Source organism: Nitrosomonas sp. ANs5 (assembly GCF_050584665.1).
Taxonomy (GTDB): domain Bacteria; phylum Pseudomonadota; class Gammaproteobacteria; order Burkholderiales; family Nitrosomonadaceae; genus Nitrosomonas.
In genome coordinates this window covers 23,215-40,741 of sequence record NZ_JBEUDO010000011.1, presented here as the reverse complement: position 1 = coordinate 40,741, position 17,527 = coordinate 23,215, and the positions used below count along the sequence as shown (strand labels likewise).

General features: G+C 52.4%; 16 protein-coding genes. 10 read left to right on the top strand and 6 right to left on the bottom strand.

Features of this window, described 5'->3' with window-relative positions:
- The first annotated feature begins 84 nt into the window (after positions 1 to 84).
- Entirely contained in the window at positions 85 to 1,272 is a 1,188-nt protein-coding gene (locus ABTW62_RS04485) for a DesA family fatty acid desaturase (RefSeq protein ID WP_430903385.1), read from the top strand.
- A 106-nt stretch (positions 1,273 to 1,378) separates the two neighbouring features.
- On the opposite strand, the gene rpmG is transcribed toward ABTW62_RS04485, so the two are convergent.
- The 3 genes from rpmG to radC form a co-directional block, all read right to left on the bottom strand.
- Positions 1,379 to 1,534: a 50S ribosomal protein L33 gene (gene rpmG / locus ABTW62_RS04480; RefSeq protein WP_090410857.1), complete on the bottom strand. Its 156-nt coding sequence runs from the start codon at positions 1,532 to 1,534 to the stop codon at positions 1,379 to 1,381.
- A 35-nt stretch (positions 1,535 to 1,569) separates the two neighbouring features.
- Positions 1,570 to 1,806, bottom strand: coding sequence for a 50S ribosomal protein L28 (rpmB, locus tag ABTW62_RS04475; RefSeq protein WP_090410859.1), 237 nt, complete (start codon positions 1,804 to 1,806; stop codon positions 1,570 to 1,572).
- 68 nt (positions 1,807 to 1,874) lie between these two features.
- The gene (radC, locus tag ABTW62_RS04470; protein ID WP_430903384.1) at positions 1,875 to 2,549 is read right to left on the bottom strand and encodes a RadC family protein; all 675 of its coding nucleotides are present in this window, start codon (positions 2,547 to 2,549) and stop codon (positions 1,875 to 1,877) included.
- A gap of 336 nt (positions 2,550 to 2,885) precedes the next feature.
- On the opposite strand from radC, the gene coaBC reads away from it, so the two are divergent.
- Genes coaBC through ABTW62_RS04455 form a run of 3 tightly spaced genes read left to right on the top strand, consistent with a single transcriptional unit; the run spans position 2,886 to position 4,994 of the window.
- On the top strand, positions 2,886 to 4,115 hold the full coding sequence (gene coaBC, locus ABTW62_RS04465) for a bifunctional phosphopantothenoylcysteine decarboxylase/phosphopantothenate--cysteine ligase CoaBC (RefSeq protein ID WP_430903383.1): 1,230 nt from the start codon (positions 2,886 to 2,888) through the stop codon (positions 4,113 to 4,115).
- Positions 4,102 to 4,551, top strand: coding sequence for a dUTP diphosphatase (gene dut, locus ABTW62_RS04460; RefSeq protein WP_430903382.1), 450 nt, complete (start codon positions 4,102 to 4,104; stop codon positions 4,549 to 4,551). The genes coaBC and dut overlap by 14 nt, the downstream gene beginning before the upstream one ends.
- A complete protein-coding gene (locus ABTW62_RS04455; RefSeq protein WP_430903381.1) occupies positions 4,545 to 4,994 on the top strand; it encodes a DUF192 domain-containing protein in 450 nt (149 codons plus the stop codon). Before dut ends, ABTW62_RS04455 begins: the two co-directional genes overlap by 7 nt.
- A gap of 255 nt (positions 4,995 to 5,249) precedes the next feature.
- On the opposite strand, the gene ffh is transcribed toward ABTW62_RS04455, so the two are convergent.
- A complete protein-coding gene (ffh, locus tag ABTW62_RS04450; RefSeq protein ID WP_430903380.1) occupies positions 5,250 to 6,599 on the bottom strand; it encodes a signal recognition particle protein in 1,350 nt (449 codons plus the stop codon).
- A gap of 144 nt (positions 6,600 to 6,743) precedes the next feature.
- On the opposite strand from ffh, the gene ABTW62_RS04445 reads away from it, so the two are divergent.
- Genes ABTW62_RS04445 through xerD form a run of 3 tightly spaced genes read left to right on the top strand, consistent with a single transcriptional unit; the run spans position 6,744 to position 9,053 of the window.
- Positions 6,744 to 7,589 carry a cytochrome C assembly family protein gene (locus ABTW62_RS04445; protein WP_430903379.1) on the top strand — a complete coding sequence of 282 codons (846 nt, stop codon included), beginning with the start codon at positions 6,744 to 6,746 and terminating at the stop codon, positions 7,587 to 7,589.
- A gap of 59 nt (positions 7,590 to 7,648) precedes the next feature.
- The gene (locus ABTW62_RS04440) at positions 7,649 to 8,155 is read left to right on the top strand and encodes a methylated-DNA--[protein]-cysteine S-methyltransferase (RefSeq protein WP_430903378.1); all 507 of its coding nucleotides are present in this window, start codon (positions 7,649 to 7,651) and stop codon (positions 8,153 to 8,155) included.
- Positions 8,142 to 9,053 (top strand): site-specific tyrosine recombinase XerD, encoded by a 912-nt coding sequence (xerD, locus tag ABTW62_RS04435; RefSeq protein ID WP_430903377.1) that lies wholly within the window; start codon positions 8,142 to 8,144, stop codon positions 9,051 to 9,053. The genes ABTW62_RS04440 and xerD overlap by 14 nt, the downstream gene beginning before the upstream one ends.
- Positions 9,054 to 9,239: 186 nt before the next feature.
- On the opposite strand, the gene ABTW62_RS04430 is transcribed toward xerD, so the two are convergent.
- The gene (locus tag ABTW62_RS04430) at positions 9,240 to 11,828 is read right to left on the bottom strand and encodes an Rne/Rng family ribonuclease (protein WP_430903376.1); all 2,589 of its coding nucleotides are present in this window, start codon (positions 11,826 to 11,828) and stop codon (positions 9,240 to 9,242) included.
- A gap of 456 nt (positions 11,829 to 12,284) precedes the next feature.
- On the opposite strand from ABTW62_RS04430, the gene ABTW62_RS04425 reads away from it, so the two are divergent.
- Positions 12,285 to 13,274: an RluA family pseudouridine synthase gene (locus ABTW62_RS04425; protein ID WP_430903375.1), complete on the top strand. Its 990-nt coding sequence runs from the start codon at positions 12,285 to 12,287 to the stop codon at positions 13,272 to 13,274.
- 200 nt (positions 13,275 to 13,474) lie between these two features.
- Entirely contained in the window at positions 13,475 to 15,634 is a 2,160-nt protein-coding gene (locus ABTW62_RS04420) for an EAL domain-containing protein (RefSeq protein ID WP_430903374.1), read from the top strand.
- 241 nt (positions 15,635 to 15,875) lie between these two features.
- On the opposite strand, the gene ABTW62_RS04415 is transcribed toward ABTW62_RS04420, so the two are convergent.
- Positions 15,876 to 16,559 carry an arylesterase gene (locus tag ABTW62_RS04415; RefSeq protein WP_430903373.1) on the bottom strand — a complete coding sequence of 228 codons (684 nt, stop codon included), beginning with the start codon at positions 16,557 to 16,559 and terminating at the stop codon, positions 15,876 to 15,878.
- On the opposite strand from ABTW62_RS04415, the gene ABTW62_RS04410 reads away from it, so the two are divergent.
- Positions 16,558 to 17,271 carry an ABC transporter ATP-binding protein gene (locus tag ABTW62_RS04410; RefSeq protein WP_430903407.1) on the top strand — a complete coding sequence of 238 codons (714 nt, stop codon included), beginning with the start codon at positions 16,558 to 16,560 and terminating at the stop codon, positions 17,269 to 17,271. The two genes, ABTW62_RS04415 and ABTW62_RS04410, sit on opposite strands and share 2 nt — an antisense overlap.
- The last annotated feature ends 256 nt before the right edge of the window (positions 17,272 to 17,527 follow it).

Genomic DNA, 17,527 nt, shown 5'->3' with positions numbered 1-17,527 from the left:
CATGAAATTCCTTGACTAATGGATGACATCTCTTTAGATTAAACTAGTTAGAAAGTGGAATTATTTAGGAGGGTTTATACCAAAATGGATATCGCATCGATATTATTGACCGGTTTGATTGACTTGCCGTGGTGGGGGTATATTGTTACAGCATTGATATTTACCCATATCACTATCGCAGGCATCACCATTTTTTTGCATCGCCACCAAGCGCACAGAGCGTTGGATTTACATCCGATACCCAGCCATTTCTTTCGTTTCTGGCTCTGGTTGACGACCGGTATGGTGACCAAGGAATGGGCTGCCGTTCACCGGAAGCATCACGCTAAATGTGAAAGTGTGGATGATCCGCACAGCCCGCAAATTTTCGGCATCAAAAAGGTGCTGGCCGAGGGCGCCGAGCTTTACAAAATTGAAAGTAAAAACAAAGAGACACTGGAACGCTATGGGCATGGCACGCCCGATGACTGGATGGAGCGTAACGTATATACCAAGCACAGCGTGGCGGGTATTGTGTCGATGCTGGTCATCAATGTGCTGCTGTTTGGTCCGATCGGACTGACTATCTGGGCGGTGCAAATGATGTGGACGCCGGTGATGGCTGCCGGCGTGATCAACGGTATCGGCCACTTCTGGGGTTACCGCAATTTCCGTTCGGAGGATGCCAGCCGTAATATCGTGCCTTGGGGAATTCTGATTGGCGGTGAAGAGTTGCACAATAACCACCATGCCTATCCGACATCGGCCAGATTATCCAATAAGTGGTTTGAGTTTGATATCGGCTGGATGTATATCCGTATTTTGGAAATAATGGGACTGGCCAAGGTCAAAAAAGTCGCGCCTAAATTACAACTGAACAAAAGCAAAACCGAATGCGATCTGGAAACATTGCAGGCTGTCATTTCTCATCGCTATGAGGTATTGGCCAAATATACCCAATCCATGAAAGTCGCTTTCAGTAAAGAGTTGACGCATTTGCAGGGGGTTGCTGCAGAACATGGTGTGGATGGTTCCACTTTGAAAAACTGGGTCTTGGCCGATGCCAAAACTCTCAAGGAGGAAGAGCGGACCAAGCTGACGCAGGTGTTAAGCCATGCCCAGATGCTCGACAAGCTTTATCATATGCGAGAGGAACTTTCGATGATATGGGAGCGCTCCGCTGCAACCAAGGACGAACTGCTCAAGCAATTGGAAGACTGGTGCCGCCGTGCAGAAGAAAGCGGTATCGATTTTCTGGAAAACTTTTCTCGCAGACTGCGCTGCTATGCATAGTCGTCATGGTCTTGCATGATTCAAGACAATAAAAAACCCGCTTCGGCGGGTTTTTTATTGTCGGTTCTGAACGCTCATGGACTGGCTATTTGGGCGCAGGATCTGGTTATTTCAGCTTGGTCTCTTTGTATGCCACATGCTTTCTTGCAACCGGGTCATATTTCTTGAGTTCCAGCTTTTCCGGATTAGCCCGTTTGTTTTTGGTCGTGGTGTAAAAATGACCTGTTCCAGCCGACGACTCTAATTTTATCTTCTCACGCATAGGTTATGCCTTTTTCAAAACTTTGCAGCGATTAATCAGATGTGCTCTCCACGGGCGCGCATATCAGCCAACACTGCATCAATCCCGTTTTTGTCGATGGTGCGCAGGGCAGCATTGCTCAGGCGCAGACGTATCCAGCGATTTTCGCTTTCCAGCCAGAAACGACGCGACTGGAGGTTGGGCAGGAAGCGACGTTTGGTTTTATTGTTGGCATGGGAAACATGATGGCCACTCATGGGCCGTTTACCTGTGACTTGACATACACGCGCCATGATACATACTCCTGTATTCTGAAAACTAAAGTCGGGCATTATAGCCTGATTTGCAATGATTTTTCAATTTAAATCAGGCCGCGTTCAGCAAATGATACGACTTCTTCGCTGCCGATGACAAAGTGATCCAGTACCCGTATGTCGACCAGCGCCAGCGCCTGTTTGAGTGATCGGGTCAGGGTTTCATCTGCTTGACTGGGTTCGGCGACTCCAGAGGGATGATTGTGTGCAAAGATAATGGCCGCGGCGTTATGAAATAAAGCACGTTTGACCACCTCGCGTGGGTAGACGCTCGCCTGTGTCAGGGTGCCGCTAAAGAGCTCTTCGGTCGCGATGGTGCGATGCCGGGCATCCAGGAAGATCCCGACAAAAATTTCATGCGGCTTGCCTCCAAGGCTCAGACGCAGATAGTTGCGTACCGACTGCGGAGAATCCATGATGTCGCCACTCTTGATCTCCTCGGCGAGTGCGCGCCGGGCCATTTCCATCACTGCCTGCAGTTGGGCAAATTTGGCTGGGCCCATGCCGGGTAGCTGACTGAACGTGTGTAAATCGGCGATGCATAATTTAGTCAGGCTGCCAAAATGGGCGAGTAACTCTCGTGCCAGCTCGACGGCATTCTTGCCGCTCACCCCCGTGCGCAGAAAAATCGCGAGCAGTTCCGCATCGGATAGCGCTGTGGCGCCTTTTTCAATCAGTTTTTCACGTGGGCGTTCGGATGCCGGCCAGTCTGAAATTGCCATGTGGAATTTAATCCTGTAAAAGAAGTCTCTTATCCTAACAACCGTAGGGATGCAGTTTAGAATGCGTGGGTGGTTAGGCTTATATGACACTGCATACGCATATGGGAACGGCTGTTTTCTGAAAATATGAATAGCGGCGCACTATCAGTGTCATGTTTGACCAGGCAGGGAAGTGCGGGAGAAATATCCCGCTGCAGCAGATGGCTGGTGCGGAGCGGTCTCTGCGGCCGCGCTTGCAGGCGGCCGGGAAGAAGTGCAGTCCGGGACAGCTATGGCGGAAGCCGGTTTTCTGGCTTTAACGATTGAGATATTCGATAACTATATGATGAGACAGGTATGACTTTAGCGCGTCCACTTGCAGGCAGACGCCTATTGCTGGGGATAACGGGGGGAATCGCCGCTTACAAGGCTGCGGAATTGGCGAGATTGTTGGTGCAGGAAGAGATGCAGGTGCAAGTCGTGATGACTGAATCGGCTTGCCGTTTTATGGGCGCGGCCACATTGCAGGGGTTGACGGGTAAGAAAGTATACACCGAGCTATGGGATGACAACGTTCCAAACAATATGGCACATATCGGCCTGTCACGTGAAGTGGATGCCATACTGATCGCGCCGGCGAGCGCGGACTTTATCGCCAAGCTCGTGCATGGTCTGGCCGATGATTTGCTGTCGACCCTTTGCCTGGCACGAAGTTGCCCGCTATGGGTGGCGCCGGCCATGAATTTGCAGATGTGGGAAAATCCTTCAACCCAGCGTAATCTTGCCACGCTGCAACAAGACAATATTGCTGTACTGGGACCCGCCAGTGGCCAACAGGCATGCGGTGAGATCGGCGTGGGACGTATGCTGGAAGCCCGGGAGCTGCTGGCGGAAATTTATCGCCGCTTTCAATCCAAATCCTTGAGTGGTAAACGGGTCTTGATCACGGCGGGGCCGACCTTTGAAGCGCTGGATGCCGTCAGGGGGCTGACCAATCTGAGCTCTGGCAAAATGGGGCTGGCGGTTGCGCAGGCTGCAGGTGATGCCGGTGCGGAGGTGACGCTGGTCTGCGGTCCGGTTTGCGCACCACTGCCAGTGGTGCATAAACGCATCAGCGTCATCAGTGCAGCTGAAATGTTTGCCGCCGTGAAAGACGAGGTGCATGATAACGATATTTTCATCAGTGTTGCGGCCGTTGCCGACTACCGGCCAGCCGAGTCTTTCGAACACAAACTCAAAAAGACTGCCGCCAATCTGACATTAACTTTGGTGCCCAATCCGGATATTTTGCAGTATGTGACCAGTCTGCCGAATGCGCCTTTCTGTGTGGGGTTTGCGGCAGAAACCGAAGCCATCGAACGGCATGCAGCTGCAAAACGCAAAAAGAAAAAATTGCCGCTGATTGTCGCGAACGATGCGCGTCTGGCGATCGGATCAGATGACAATGCGCTGATTCTGCTGGACGACACGGGCACCCACCACTTGCCGAAAGCTGGCAAGATGCAGCAGGCTCATCTGCTGATTGATCACATCGCCCATTTATACCACCAACATACAAAGAAGCATGCATGCAATGAAGAACGTTGATATCAAATTACTGGACGCGCGTCTGCGTGATTATCTCCCCAGCTATGCCACACCCGGGTCGGCTGGGCTGGATCTGCGCGCTTGCATCGATAACAAAATTGAAATCCGGGCAGGGGAGACATACTTGATTCCAGCCGGTATCGCGATTCACTTGGCTGACCCAGGGTTGGCTGCCATGGTGCTACCACGTTCCGGCTTAGGACATAAGCACGGAATCGTGCTCGGGAACCTGGTGGGGTTGATCGATTCGGATTACCAGGGACAAATCCTGGTTTCCTGCTGGAACCGCGGGCAGTCGAGCTTCGTACTTAATCCGCTGGAGCGGATCGCGCAGTTGGTCATTGTGCCGGTTGTCCAGGCAAGTTTTACGCTGGTAGAAAATTTTGATGCCAGTCAACGAGGCGAGCAAGGGTTCGGGAGTACGGGGAGATGCTGAAACCTGTGCTGGGCCTGTTGCTGGTTGCCGCCAGCATGCTGTCGTTCAGCTACGCAGGCCAGGGCGCGTTGCCTATTATCGAACTTGAAATTGCCCAATATTCGATTACAGCCGAAGTCGCGAATACATCAGCCACGCGCACAGCCGGGCTGATGCATCGTACCCATCTGCCCGAGGATCATGGCATGCTCTTCGTTTTTCCCACTACTGCCATTTACAGCATGTGGATGCAAAATACCCCCTTGCCGCTGAGCGTGGCTTTTCTGGATGAGACGGGCGCCATCATCAATATCGCCGATATGGCCCCCAATACGCTGACAGCCCATCGCGCCGAGAAAGCGGCCAAATATGCATTGGAGATGAATGCCGGCTGGTTTGCCGCCAGGGGAATCAAAGCAGGCGCTACGGTGCAGGGAATCGAGGCTGCCGATAGCGCTCGCTAGGAGGCTGTCCGAGAATAGCGATCGTAGCGAGGGCGAGGCTGGTTGAGCGGGATTTTTCGATCATTTGAGGCGAATAGTCGTTCTATTCAACGAAAAGGATCGTAAAATCCAGCCAATCAGGCTCGTCCGCAGTAGATCAGTCTATTCTCGGACAGCCTCCTAGGAGGCTGTCCGAGGATGAAAGCTTTGGTTTTCTTCACCAGTGGCCCCGGTCAACTGTCATACCGGTAAAGTAGGGGCCGCCGGCTTGCGGGTTTAACGCATTTGAGGGAACATTCCCTTGACTGCGCGCATCATTTTGGACATGCCACCTTTGTTCATCATCTTCATCATCTTGCGCGTTTGTTCAAACTGCGACAAGAGGCGGTTGACTTCCTGCACAGAAACGCCTGAACCGGTGGCAATCCGGCGCTTGCGCGAGGCCTTGATGATTTCTGGCTTGGTCCGTTCTTGTGGCGTCATGGCATTGATGATGCCTTCCGTGCGATTGATGATTTTTTCGTCTACGTTCATGTTTTGCGCGGCCTGACTTAACTGATGCGGCAGTTTTCCCAACATGGCGCCCATGCCACCCATTTTTTTCATTTGCTGAAATTGTTGTTTGAAATCATTGAGGTCAAATCCCTTGCCTGATTTCATTTTTTTCATCAAACGCTCGGCTTCTTTCTTGTCTGAAGACCGTTGCGCTTCCTCGATCAACCCTAGCACATCCCCCATGCCCAGTATGCGTGAAGCCATGCGATCAGGATGAAAGGGTTCCAGTCCGCTCAGCTTCTCGGCTACCCCGGCGAATTTGATCGGTTTGCCGGTCACATGCCGGACCGACAGCGCCGCACCGCCACGCGCATCGCCATCGAGTTTGGTGAGGATCACCCCGGTCAGGGGCAAGGCATCCGAGAACGCCTTGGCAGTATTGACTGCATCCTGGCCTTGCATGGCATCGACGACAAATAGCGTTTCGACTGGTTTCAGTAATCGTTCCAGTTGGGTGATTTCTTGCATCATCGCCTCGTCGATCCCCAGGCGTCCGGCGGTATCGACGATCACGACATCATAGTGGTGGCGGCGGGCATAATCCAGCGCAGTGGTGCTGATTTCCGCTGGCTGCTGGCCAGTCTGTACCGGGAAAAACTCGGCGCCTGTCTGCTCGGCCAGCAGGGCCAGCTGATCGATGGCAGCCGGGCGGTAAATATCGCAAGATACCAGCAACACTTTTTTCTTCTTTTCTTCCATCAGCCACTTGGCCAGTTTGCCGCTGCTGGTCGTTTTGCCTGCACCCTGCAACCCTGCCATCAGAATAACGGCAGGCGGCGCGACGTTCAGATTCAGTTCAGCCTTTTCTCCGCCCATAATGGCAACCAATTCCTGATGGACAATACCGATCAGGGCTTGTCCGGGCGTCAGGCTGTCCATGACCTCATGGCCAATGGCTCTTTGTTTGACTTGTTCGATGAATACCTTGATTGCTGGCAAGGCAACGTCTGCTTCGATCAAAGCCATGCGCACTTCGCGCAAAGCTTCTTGAATATTGCTCTCGGTCAGGCGTGCTTCACCACGCAATGTTTTGATTACGCCGGAAAGTCGTTCGGTTAAATTATCAAACATGCATGCTCCTGGTTAAAATCATATCGTCAGGCGGGTAGTGACGTCTCTGGTTAAACTTTATAGAATAGCAAATTAGCGCTTCATGTTTATTCAAGCGCAGGGTAGACTGCTCTAGTCTTTGCTAACTAATCCTATTGATTATTAATGTCTAGCATTCTAACTTATCTCAGTGCTTCTTTGCTTTACGGGTTTGCCGGATGGTATTTCTGGCAAACCACCCAGAGGCATGCATTCGCCATGCATGACAATGAAGCAGGCGAACCCTCTGGTGTGGCGTTGCGGCATACGATCATGCTTGCGCCGCTGGCATTTCATGGTCTGATTCTCCATCAGTCCATGTTCGAGAATGATGCACTCAGCTTTGGGGTCGGAAACGCTGTGTCATCTATCGTCTGGCTGACCGCCCTGATCTACTGGATCTCAGGCTTTTTTTCATCCTTGCAGGGACTGCAGAATCTTATCGCGCCAATTTCACTGACAGCAGCCATAGCTGTTTTGGCGCCATTGATGTTTCCCTCTGTGCATCCTCTTGCGCATACTGAAATGCCGGTTTTCAAGGCGCATTTGCTGGCGGCTATGCTGGCTTACAGTCTTTTTACGATTGCAGCCCTGCATGCATTGCTGATGACTATTCTGGAAAGGCGCCTGCATCATTCCGCGGTTTCTTCGCTCTTCACGCGCCTGCCACCTCTTCTGACCATGGAGAAAATGCTTTTCCGCCTGGTCTGGACTGGATTTATCCTGCTGAGCCTGACGCTATTCAGCGGTATCGTATTCTCGCAAGAGTTGTTTGGCCAGTCGGTGCCGTTTACGCACAAAACCTTGTTCGGTTTTATTTCCTGGGGGATTTTTGCAGCGCTTCTCGTGGGCAGGCATCTCTACGGCTGGCGCGGACGCATCGCGATTCGTTGGATGTTGACCGGGTTCGGGGTTTTGCTCCTGGCCTATATCGGCAGTAAGTTTGTACTCGAAATCATCCTGGATCGCTGAAAGGAGACGGATCAGATCTGCCTGGGCGTTTTGAATTCAAGGGCACCTTGAGGTAATCGATGACAGTGGATCAGCATCAAGCACAATCGACCGTTCCTAAGCGGGATTACCAGGCAAGATTGCGTACACCGTTCGCGGTGCTGGGGGTGCGCATCGAAGAGGACTGGCTGACCGATGTCGACTATTTGCCACTGAACATCCCCGCGCTCGAGCCGGCTAGTCTATTCGCGGCCGAGGTCTGTCGTCAATTGCTTGCCTATTTGCATAACCCCAGATTTGTTTTTGATTTGTCCCTGCACATCGGCGGAACGCCTCACCAGCAAAGGGTCTGGCAATGTATCCAGGCGATACCGCCCGGTTCCACCTGTAGTTATGCCGAGATCGCCCACGAGCTGCATTCCGCTCCGCGCGCTGTTGGCCAGGCATGCGGTGCAAATCGTCTGCCCATCATTATCCCGTGCCATCGTGTCATCGCCAAAAATGGCAAACTGGGGGGGTTCATGCATGCCAGTGATGGCATGCCGCTGACAATCAAGCAATGGCTGCTGCAGCATGAGCGCGTCTGAAGCCAATACAAGACTGCTCGATGAATTTATCGACGCCTTGTGGCTGGAAGATGGTTTGGCGCGCAATACGCTCGTCAGTTATCGTACTGATTTGGCAAAACTGAGTCACTGGCTGTTGCAGCAACAGCGGGCAGATGGATGCTTGACCAGGGTAGCGCAAGCCGACCTGCTGGCTTTTCTCGCCCACAGGATTGCACAAGGGATCAAGGCCAGCACAACTGGTAGAGAACTTTCTTGCATGAAAAGGTTTTACCGGTATTTGCTGCGGCAAGGGAAAATTGGGGTCGATCCCACGGTCAATATCGACAGTCCAAAGAATTCACGGCAGCTGCCAATGAGTCTGACCGAGGCGGAAGTGGAGGCGTTGCTGGCTGCACCGGATATCCAGCAAGCGCTTGGGCTGCGTGATCGTGCCATGCTGGAAGCACTCTACGCTGCGGGTCTGCGGGTCTCGGAATTAATCGGTTTGAAGATTTCCCAGGTGCGACAGGATATGGGGATCGTGCATATTCTGGGCAAGGGCAACAAAGAGCGCCTGGTGCCTTTGGGGGAAGAGGCATTGCATTGGCTCAACCTGTATATGCAGCAGGCCCGGCCGGCAATACTTGCTGGCAGACATAGCAGCATGGTTTTTGTGACCGCGCGCGGGGGGGCCATGACGCGCCAGGCTTGCTGGTATATGATCAAGCGCCAGGCTAACCAAGCAGGCATTCACAAACCATTGTCGCCGCATACCCTGCGCCATGCATTTGCGACCCATTTGTTGAACCATGGTGCAGATTTGCGAGTGGTGCAGCTTTTGCTGGGCCATACGGATATTTCAACCACCCAAATTTATACCCATGTTGCACGAGAGCGCCTCAAACGATTGCATGCCGAACATCATCCACGAGGATAACGGATGCTTTGACCGTGATCCGGGTGAAGTCAGGCTATGACATAGGGCGTATATTCTCCATGTCAGACAGCCTGAAATACCCGGCTCGCCATTCTCCGCTGGTATCATCCGGGATTTCTTGCTTTTTCGGCTGAACGTGCTTTATGTGCGGTTTTCAAGGGCACGACCTGCCGCAGCTTCACCGCATCAGTCCTTGGTTTCAACCTGTATCAACGGTTCGGTGCTGGTTGCTTCCACATGCTGAATCCGTTTGCGCGGTCTTTTGGGGGGTGCCTGCACTGCCGGCGTATCGGATACTTTGTCAGCCGGGGTCTCAATCATAATCAGTCCGCTCTGGGAAAGATCCGGCAGCACCATTTCCTGGTGAGCCGCCGGCTTGGCTGGTTCGATGGCTTCTACTTGTTCGGCAGCAGGCTGCTCGATTTCGACAGATGCTTCTTGTTGCGGTACAACCTCGGCCGTTACGCTTTCTGCTGCCAAGAGTGGAATAGGGCTTTCTGCTGGCGTCGGCTCTGGCATGTCCGCACCCTCGGCTGAGACAGCTGCCGGGGCTGATACCGGCGGCTCGGCCGGGGCAGCGACGGGTGCTGAGGGTTCGGTGGCACCGTCATCAGTGCTTGGGGTGGCTTCTTGATCGGATTCGGTGGTTTTGTTGGGGCGTGCACGTTCTGCCCGGTCACGATGCAGTCCTCCACGGCGACGGCGTGGCCGTCCACGTTTTTCGCTCGTTTTATCATCTGCCTGGTTAATGGCTGGAATCGCTTCTTCCTTGACAGGTTCTGATTCTGAATTAGCTGAAACTTCCGCGGCCGCCAGATCCGGGAATACATCGGGTGAACTAGCGGGTTGATGACGACGGGCTTTTTGTCCATTGTCGGGGAGCTGGTCGTCGGTTTGTTCGCGAAGCAGTATGCCGCTCGCTTCCGGTGGCGATGCACTCGCGGCCATTTGCTGCCCTGGAAGTTCGCTGGTCAGCATAGCCTTGTTGCGTTTGCCGCGATTGCGATCGCGGCGACTTTTGCTGCGCTCGGCCCGCGGGGGGTGTTCCGGTGTGAGGCCCTGAGCGGTTTCTGCTTCGGGCAGCTGATTATGAGCCGGCCTGAACAAACTGAAAAACTTATCGAGAAACGAATGCTGCTCGCGTGGCTTGTCCTCGCGTATCGGAGCAGGCTGATCGGGCTTGATGCCGGTGACGGCAGCTTTGGGGCGAGTCGCCTTGACTTCCTGGGAAGCCGTTGGCGGCAGAATTTCCTCCGAAATTTTTTCTACCATCTCGTAACTGGGAGGCAATTCTGTTGACTTGATATCCTCATGGCGCAGCCGGGTGATGACGTAGTTAGGCGTTTCCATGTGGATATTGGGAACCAGAATAATGCCAACCTTGAGGCGCGCTTCGAGCAAGTGAATTTCCGATCGTTTCTCATTCAGCAGAAATGTCGCAACGTCAACCGGCAGCTGTACCTGGAGTAGACTGGTATGCTCCTTCATCGCCTCTTCCTGGATAATCCTGAGAATGTGCAATGCTGAAGAATCCGTGCCTCGGATATGGCCGGTACCATGGCAGCGGGGGCAGGGAATGTAATTGCCTTCACCTAGAGAAGGCCGCAGGCGTTGCCGGGATAACTCCAGCAGTCCAAAGCGTGAAATCTTGCCGACCTGGACGCGTGCCCGATCCAGCCGCAAGGCCTTGAGCAGCGTTGTTTCCACTTCCCGCTGGTTGCGGGAGACTTCCATATCGATAAAATCGATGACCACCAGTCCGCCCAGGTCGCGTAAACGCAATTGCCGGGCGACCTCATCGGCTGCTTCCAGGTTGGTATTGAGTGCAGTGGCTTCGATATCCGATCCCCGAATGGCGCGGGCCGAATTGACATCGATGGAGACCAATGCTTCGGTATGATCGATGACCACCGAGCCGCCCGAAGGTAGTGTCACCTGACGGGAATAAGCGGTTTCAATTTGATGCTCGATCTGAAAGCGGGAAAACAAAGGGATATCATCTTGGTAGAGTTTGAGCCGGTCAACGTTGGCTGGCATCACATGTGCCATGAATTGATAGGCTTGCTCAAATATTTCGGGGTTGTCGATCAGGATTTCCCCGATTTCGGAATGAAAATAATCACGAATGGCGCGAATGACCAGGCTACTTTCCTGATAAATCAGGAAAATGCCACTCTGATGATTGGCCGCTTCCTCGATTGCATGCCAGAGCTGAACCAGGTAATTCAAATCCCACTGCAGCTCTTCCTCGCTCCGGCCAATACCGGCAGTGCGTGCGATGATACTCATGCCGCTTGGCACGTGCAGGTGTGCAATCACTTCGCGCAATTCAGCCCGCTCTTCAGCACTGATGCGCCGCGAGACCCCGCCGCCTTGCGGGTTGTTGGGCATCAGCACCAGATATCGGCCTGCCAACGAGATATAGGTGGTGAGCGCTGCACCCTTGTTGCCGCGCTCATCCTTGTCAACCTGTACGATCAGCTCTTGGCCTTCGCGCAACAATTCGGAGATACGGTGGTTGGCTGTATCAGTGCTTTTGCCAAGGCAGGTGGGAGAAATTTCTTTATAGGGCAGGAATCCGTGGCGTCCCGCGCCGTAATTGACAAAGGCGGCTTCCAGACTGGGTTCAAGACGGGTGATGGTTGCTTTGTAAATATTGCTTTTTCGTTGTTCCTTGCCTACGGTTTCGATATCGAGATCGATGAGTTTTTGCCCATCGACAATGGCGACGCGCAACTCTTCAGGTTGGGTCGCGTTGAATAACATGCGTTTCATTTAGTGCCTCCCGCGCTCGGTTTTCACGGGCAGACCTTTCGTTCACTGTCAGCGTGGCATCCTAATAGTTTTCGCATACATGCGCTTTTTGTTCGGATAATTGGGTCATGATACGGATCATATGTTGGTATCCTTGGGAAATTGACCAATCGATAGTTGCCACTTGGTATTTTCACTCTCAGACCGATAGGGCCGATCAATGACCTCTATGCTGGAGCGTGGAACCAGGAACTTGAATCTATGTGTGCTTTGAGCGCGCAAAATTAATATATATAACGATCGCTACTTCACGTGGTGAGCGACATTAACCAGACAAAAACCGGTTTTTTCCAGCATTTGATATTCGAAAATTCGGGTCCACAACATTATTGACTGTGCAATCACGTCATGAAAAATAGATATAGGAATTCAGGTGTGAAAAGTATAGGTAAAAGCGGGGCATTCAGTAAAGCAATTATGACAGATATTATGCCAAAACGTGTGGCTGTAGAACACATCGATGAAGCCTCGGATGGTCAGCGCATCGATAACTTTCTTTTCAGGTGCCTGAAAGGGGTACCTAAAAGCCATATTTACCAGCTGCTTCGTAGCGGACAGGTGCGCGTCAATAGCAAGCGTATCGATGCGAGCTACCGTTTGCAGTGCGCTGATAAAGTACGCATTCCGCCCGTCACCCGCACGGCCAGAAGCGTCGCTGGCAAACCGGAACGATCGTTGAAGTCGTTTGATGTGCTTTATCAGGACGATTGGCTGCTGGTCATCAACAAACCAGCTGGCATGGCGGTGCATGGCGGCAGCGGAATCAGTCACGGTGTCATCGAGCAATTGCGCTTTCAGCATCCTGACTGGAAGTTTCTGGAGCTGGTGCACCGGTTGGACAGAGAAACTTCGGGGGTATTGCTATTGGCCAAGAAACGGCAAGCACTGCTGGATCTGCATCGGCAAATCCGCGAGGGAACGGTTTGTAAACACTATTGGGTATTGGTCCGCGGCAAGTGGCGCAACCAAAAACAGAACGTTAAATTGCCACTGAACAAATATCTGACGGCCGAGGGTGAAAGACGTGTTGCCATTGCCACGGGCCAACCTAACCAGCATACAACACAGCAGGCGCATACCGTGTTCACCTTGCAGCAAGCCTGGGAGCACTTCAGCCTGTTGAACGCGGAACTAAAGACCGGGCGCACACATCAGATTCGCGTACACTTGGCGCACCTCGGTTTCCCGATTGCCGGGGATGATAAATATGGGGACTTTCAGTTGAATAAGCAATTGATGAAAGGCTGGCGGGGATTCACCTTGAAACGCATGTTTTTGCATGCTGCGACATTTTCATGTACACATCCGGCGACCGGAGAGCCCTTGCATCTGGAGGCACCCTTAACCCGGGACTTGCAGCGCTTTCTGGCACAATTCGAGAAGAATAAGGACGAAGATCGGTTGTAAACTTCAAGGCGCCTCTAAAAATCCCTATTTCGTCACAATACGTCGTGTTTCACAAAAAATGTCTCCTAGCATATCCATCATATGCTGCGTCAACATTTTTTGTTCTCGCCTGGTCTTGTTTAAAACGCTGAATTTTTAGAGGTACCCTTTACCCACTGAGAAAATCAACAACAAGTGAAGCGATCAAACGGAACGCCAGCATGGTTCAACAGACTTTTGGAACAATACAAAAAATAGATGCAGTCGAGCAGAGGGTGCAGAAGCATGCTCAAATTATTTCATCGGGGGAGCAGACAAACATCGCCAATGTTGAACTGGTGGCCTATATCGAAGCGATCGAACGGCTGGCATTGGTGTCGATTACTGACCGCAAAGGGCGTATCCTGCATGTCAACAATATTTTCTGCCGGGTCAGCGGTTATTCGTTTAGCGAGTTATTGGGGCAGGATCACCGTATTCTGAATTCGGGCGCGCACCCAAAAGCCTTTTTTGTCAATATGTGGCGCGAAATCGCGCATGGTCGTATCTGGCATCAGGAAATCTGCAACCGCACCAAGCATGGGGAATTGTACTGGGTCGATTCGACGATTGTGCCAATCAAGAGCGGCAATGATCACATCGACCGTTTTCTCTCGGTCAGGGTAGATATTACTGCGCGTAAGGAACGGGAAGCGTATCTGGAAAAACGCCTCAAGGCCAGAGACCATTTATTCGAAATACGGCGCGAAATCCTGCGGGCACAAAGTATTGCGTCGCTGATTGCAACGATTCTGTCGCGTACAGTATTGGCCATGCAATTTCCTCAAGCAGCCGTGAGCACAATTTATCTCGATGGAAAGCGCTATTCCTCCGATGCCCTTGATCAAGTGCGGCCAAGAGACCCATCCACTCTGCAAAGCGATATTTGTGTCAAACACAGGGTGCGCGGTTGGATTCAGGTCGCTTACCGCGAACCGAGACCATTTTTGTTACCGGAAGAACGGGATCTGGTGCAATCGGTTGCGGAAGATTTCGGCGCCTGGCTGGATCGCCAGGAGACTGAGGCATATGTGCGTTATCAGGCAGATCATGATGGATTGACGCAATTACCCAACCGGCGTTATTTGAAGCGCAAACTCAAGAAATTAATCGAAGAGCGGCGTCAGGAAGAGGGGCGTTTCGCGATCATGTTCATTGATCTGGACCATTTTAAAGGCATCAATGATACGCTCGGGCACGAGATGGGGGATTTATTGCTCAAGGAAGTGGCTGCAAGATTGCTTGCCTGCATGCGCCATGAGGATATCGTGGTACGCCAGGGAGGGGATGAGTTCATCGTTCTGATCCAGAGCGTGCAAGCACTTGTCGATGTGGAAATCATTGCGCAGAAACTGGTCGAACAAATGATGCAGCCTTTCTGTATCGAGAACAAGGTGCTGCGTGTGGGTGCGAGTGTGGGTATCGCCCTGTTTCCCGAAGACGGTCAGGATGTCAAAATGCTGCTCCGGTGCGGCGACTTGGCTATGTATCAGGCGAAGCATGCCGGGCGAAATGGCTACCAGTTCTTTTCCCGGGAATTGGACAAGTTGATGGCCGAGCGGCACAGAACCGAGGTTGCTTTGCGCAGAGCACTGGACAACAATGAGCTCGTACTGCATTTCCAGCCAATTGTCGATGATATCAATGCCAGTATTGCATCCATGGAGGTGTTGTTGCGTTGGCAACATCCGGAAGATGGACTGGTACCACCTGCCAGATTCATTCCGCTGGCCGAGGAAACCGGTCTGATCGTGCCCATCGGTGCCTGGGTAATTCGAACCGCTTGTCTGCAGATCAATACATGGCAACAACAAGGGCTGACCGTTCCCAGACTGACGATCAACCTGTCCGTACGGCAGCTGGGAATGAAGGATTTTGTGGATGATGTGAGGATCATCCTGCAAGAAACCGGTGTGGCAGCAGACCTCATCACTCTTGAAGTGACAGAAAGTATGCTGGCAAAAAATGTTAACCAAGTTGCGGCTGTTTTGCGCAGCTTATCAGCTTTGGGTTTCAGAATTGCAATCGATGATTTTGGAACCGGCTACTCCTGCATGAGTTCTCTCAAGCATTACCCCATTGATTTGCTGAAAATCGACCGGCATTTCGTTAGGGATGTCTGTATTGACGAAAATGATGCCGCCATTGTGACTGCCATTATTGCCATGGCACATGGCCTGGGGATAGAAGTAGTGGCCGAGGGCGTGGAGTCAATTGAACAGCTCGATTTTCTGCGAAAAAAGAATTGTAAGTTCTACCAGGGCTATCTGTTTTGCAAGCCGCTGCCTGCTGCCGAAATCATCCATCTGCTGCAAAAAAAGACACGCTTCGAATGGACCTGATCATGCCGCATGGCCATGGCCGCGTTTGTGCCATGTTTTGAACTGACACTAGGAGGCTGTCCGAGAATAGACTGATCTACTGCGGACGAGCCTGATTGGCCGGATTTTCCGATCTTTTTCGTTAAATAGAACGACTATTCGCCTCAAACGATCGAAAAATCCAACTCAACCAGCCTCGTCCTCCCTACGATCGCTATTCTCGGACAGCCTCCTAGTCTTGCCCGGCTTGCTGCCGAGACAATTACTGAATCGTGACCGGATCCGCTTCGGCGCTGGTTTCCGTCGCCGCGCGTTCTATCTGGAGCGATTCCAGCAAGGGCGTCAGTACCGGCCAGACATTCTCAAGGATTTTTTGCTGTGCCTTGGCATTTGGATGTATGCCATCGGCCAGAAAATATTCGCGCTGGTCTCCGAAGCCTTCGAGCAGGAAGGGAACCAGCGGCAGCTGATAATGTCTGGCTAAACGTAGGTAAATTTCACGAAACTTCCGTGTATGAGTTATGCCATAATTAGGTGGCAGTTGCATCCCGGCCAGGAGTGGGGCAGCATTATATTGTTTGCAGGTAAGAATAATTGCTTCCAGATTGTCATAAATAGATCGAATCGATTTGCCCTGAAGACCGTCGTTTCCACCCAGTGCAACGATGACGATATCCGGCTGGTGAGTGTTGAGCGCCTGTTCGATGCGATTGCGTCCGCCCAGGGTAATTTCTCCACTGATGCTGATATTGACGACCTCGTGATCAGGAGATTGGGTTTTTAATTGCTGCTTGAGCAAAGAGACCCATCCGGTTTCCGGTGGCAATCCATAGCCTGTTGACAAACTGTCCCCCAGCACCATGACCATTAAACCCGTTCCTGACCAGGCCAGGTTGAAAGGAAAGATAGCAAATAAACATAATACAATGAGCAAAAATTTTTTCATGGCAAAGCATCTCTCAACTGAGCAGTCAATACTTACAAACAGCAGTCAGCCTATCATACAAGCCAATAATCTGACCAGAGAGGTCGACACCGGCGAGACCATGCTGACCATTCTCGAAGATATCAACTTACAAGTCAGCGCGGGGGAATCGATCGCGGTGGTGGGCGCTTCCGGTTCCGGCAAATCGACGCTACTCGGCTTGCTGGCAGGACTGGACGTGCCGACCCGCGGCACGGTTTACCTGGATGGAGAAGATATCTTCAAGTTGGACGAAGATGAGCGTGCAGAGTTGCGTGGCAGGTTGCTGGGTTTTATGTTTCAGTCATTCCAGTTGCTGCCCTCGCTGACTGCACTGGAGAACGTGATGTTGCCACTGGAGCTGGCTGGCGCCAGCAATGCCCGTGAGGCCGCCCAGGTCTGGCTGATGCGGGTGGGGCTGGAGAATCGGATCAAGCATTATCCCAAGCAGCTTTCAGGGGGAGAGCAGCAGCGTGTGGCCATTGCGCGGGCCTTCGTGACGCAACCCAAGATGCTGTTCGCCGACGAGCCGACCGGTAACCTGGATGCGGCCACAGGTGCCCAGATCATCGAGCTGATGTTCGAGATCAATCGCGAGCAGGGAACGACGCTTATACTGGTCACGCATGACGAGCATCTCTCCGCGCGCTGTTCGCGCATCATCAAACTGGTCGCTGGGCGGGCCGTCGACTGATGGTATGGATGCTGACAAGCATCTGGCATGCTGAATATTTTTCTGAACAGTGAGTGGTTGCTAGTACTCCGTTCCGCCAATTAGCTTACATGAAATCGCGCCTTCGCCTGTCATGCGTTGTTGCAAATCCTCGCCATAGCTACGGCTATGACTGCGGTTTGCGCCTAGCCTGGCAGGCGAATCCATCGATTTCATTTGTAAGCTAATTGACGGTACGGAGTACTAGCCAGCTGGCTGGCTGGTGTATGCGGCCAGC

Excerpts from the sequence above, each read along its gene's own strand:
- ABTW62_RS04485 (WP_430903385.1), top strand. The coding sequence starts at position 85 with ATGGATATCGCATCGATATTATTGACCGGTTTGATTGACTTGCCGTGG.
- rpmG (WP_090410857.1), bottom strand. The coding sequence starts at position 1,534 with ATGCGTGAGAAGATAAAATTAGAGTCGTCGGCTGGAACAGGTCATTTT.
- rpmB (WP_090410859.1), bottom strand. The coding sequence starts at position 1,806 with ATGGCGCGTGTATGTCAAGTCACAGGTAAACGGCCCATGAGTGGCCAT.
- radC (WP_430903384.1), bottom strand. The coding sequence starts at position 2,549 with ATGGCAATTTCAGACTGGCCGGCATCCGAACGCCCACGTGAAAAACTG.
- coaBC (WP_430903383.1), top strand. The coding sequence starts at position 2,886 with ATGACTTTAGCGCGTCCACTTGCAGGCAGACGCCTATTGCTGGGGATA.
- dut (WP_430903382.1), top strand. The coding sequence starts at position 4,102 with ATGAAGAACGTTGATATCAAATTACTGGACGCGCGTCTGCGTGATTAT.
- ABTW62_RS04455 (WP_430903381.1), top strand. The coding sequence starts at position 4,545 with ATGCTGAAACCTGTGCTGGGCCTGTTGCTGGTTGCCGCCAGCATGCTG.
- ffh (WP_430903380.1), bottom strand. The coding sequence starts at position 6,599 with ATGTTTGATAATTTAACCGAACGACTTTCCGGCGTAATCAAAACATTG.
- ABTW62_RS04445 (WP_430903379.1), top strand. The coding sequence starts at position 6,744 with ATGTCTAGCATTCTAACTTATCTCAGTGCTTCTTTGCTTTACGGGTTT.
- ABTW62_RS04440 (WP_430903378.1), top strand. The coding sequence starts at position 7,649 with ATGACAGTGGATCAGCATCAAGCACAATCGACCGTTCCTAAGCGGGAT.
- xerD (WP_430903377.1), top strand. The coding sequence starts at position 8,142 with ATGAGCGCGTCTGAAGCCAATACAAGACTGCTCGATGAATTTATCGAC.
- ABTW62_RS04430 (WP_430903376.1), bottom strand. The coding sequence starts at position 11,828 with ATGAAACGCATGTTATTCAACGCGACCCAACCTGAAGAGTTGCGCGTC.
- ABTW62_RS04425 (WP_430903375.1), top strand. The coding sequence starts at position 12,285 with ATGACAGATATTATGCCAAAACGTGTGGCTGTAGAACACATCGATGAA.
- ABTW62_RS04420 (WP_430903374.1), top strand. The coding sequence starts at position 13,475 with ATGGTTCAACAGACTTTTGGAACAATACAAAAAATAGATGCAGTCGAG.
- ABTW62_RS04410 (WP_430903407.1), top strand. The coding sequence starts at position 16,558 with ATGGCAAAGCATCTCTCAACTGAGCAGTCAATACTTACAAACAGCAGT.
- ABTW62_RS04415 (WP_430903373.1), bottom strand. The coding sequence starts at position 16,559 with ATGAAAAAATTTTTGCTCATTGTATTATGTTTATTTGCTATCTTTCCT.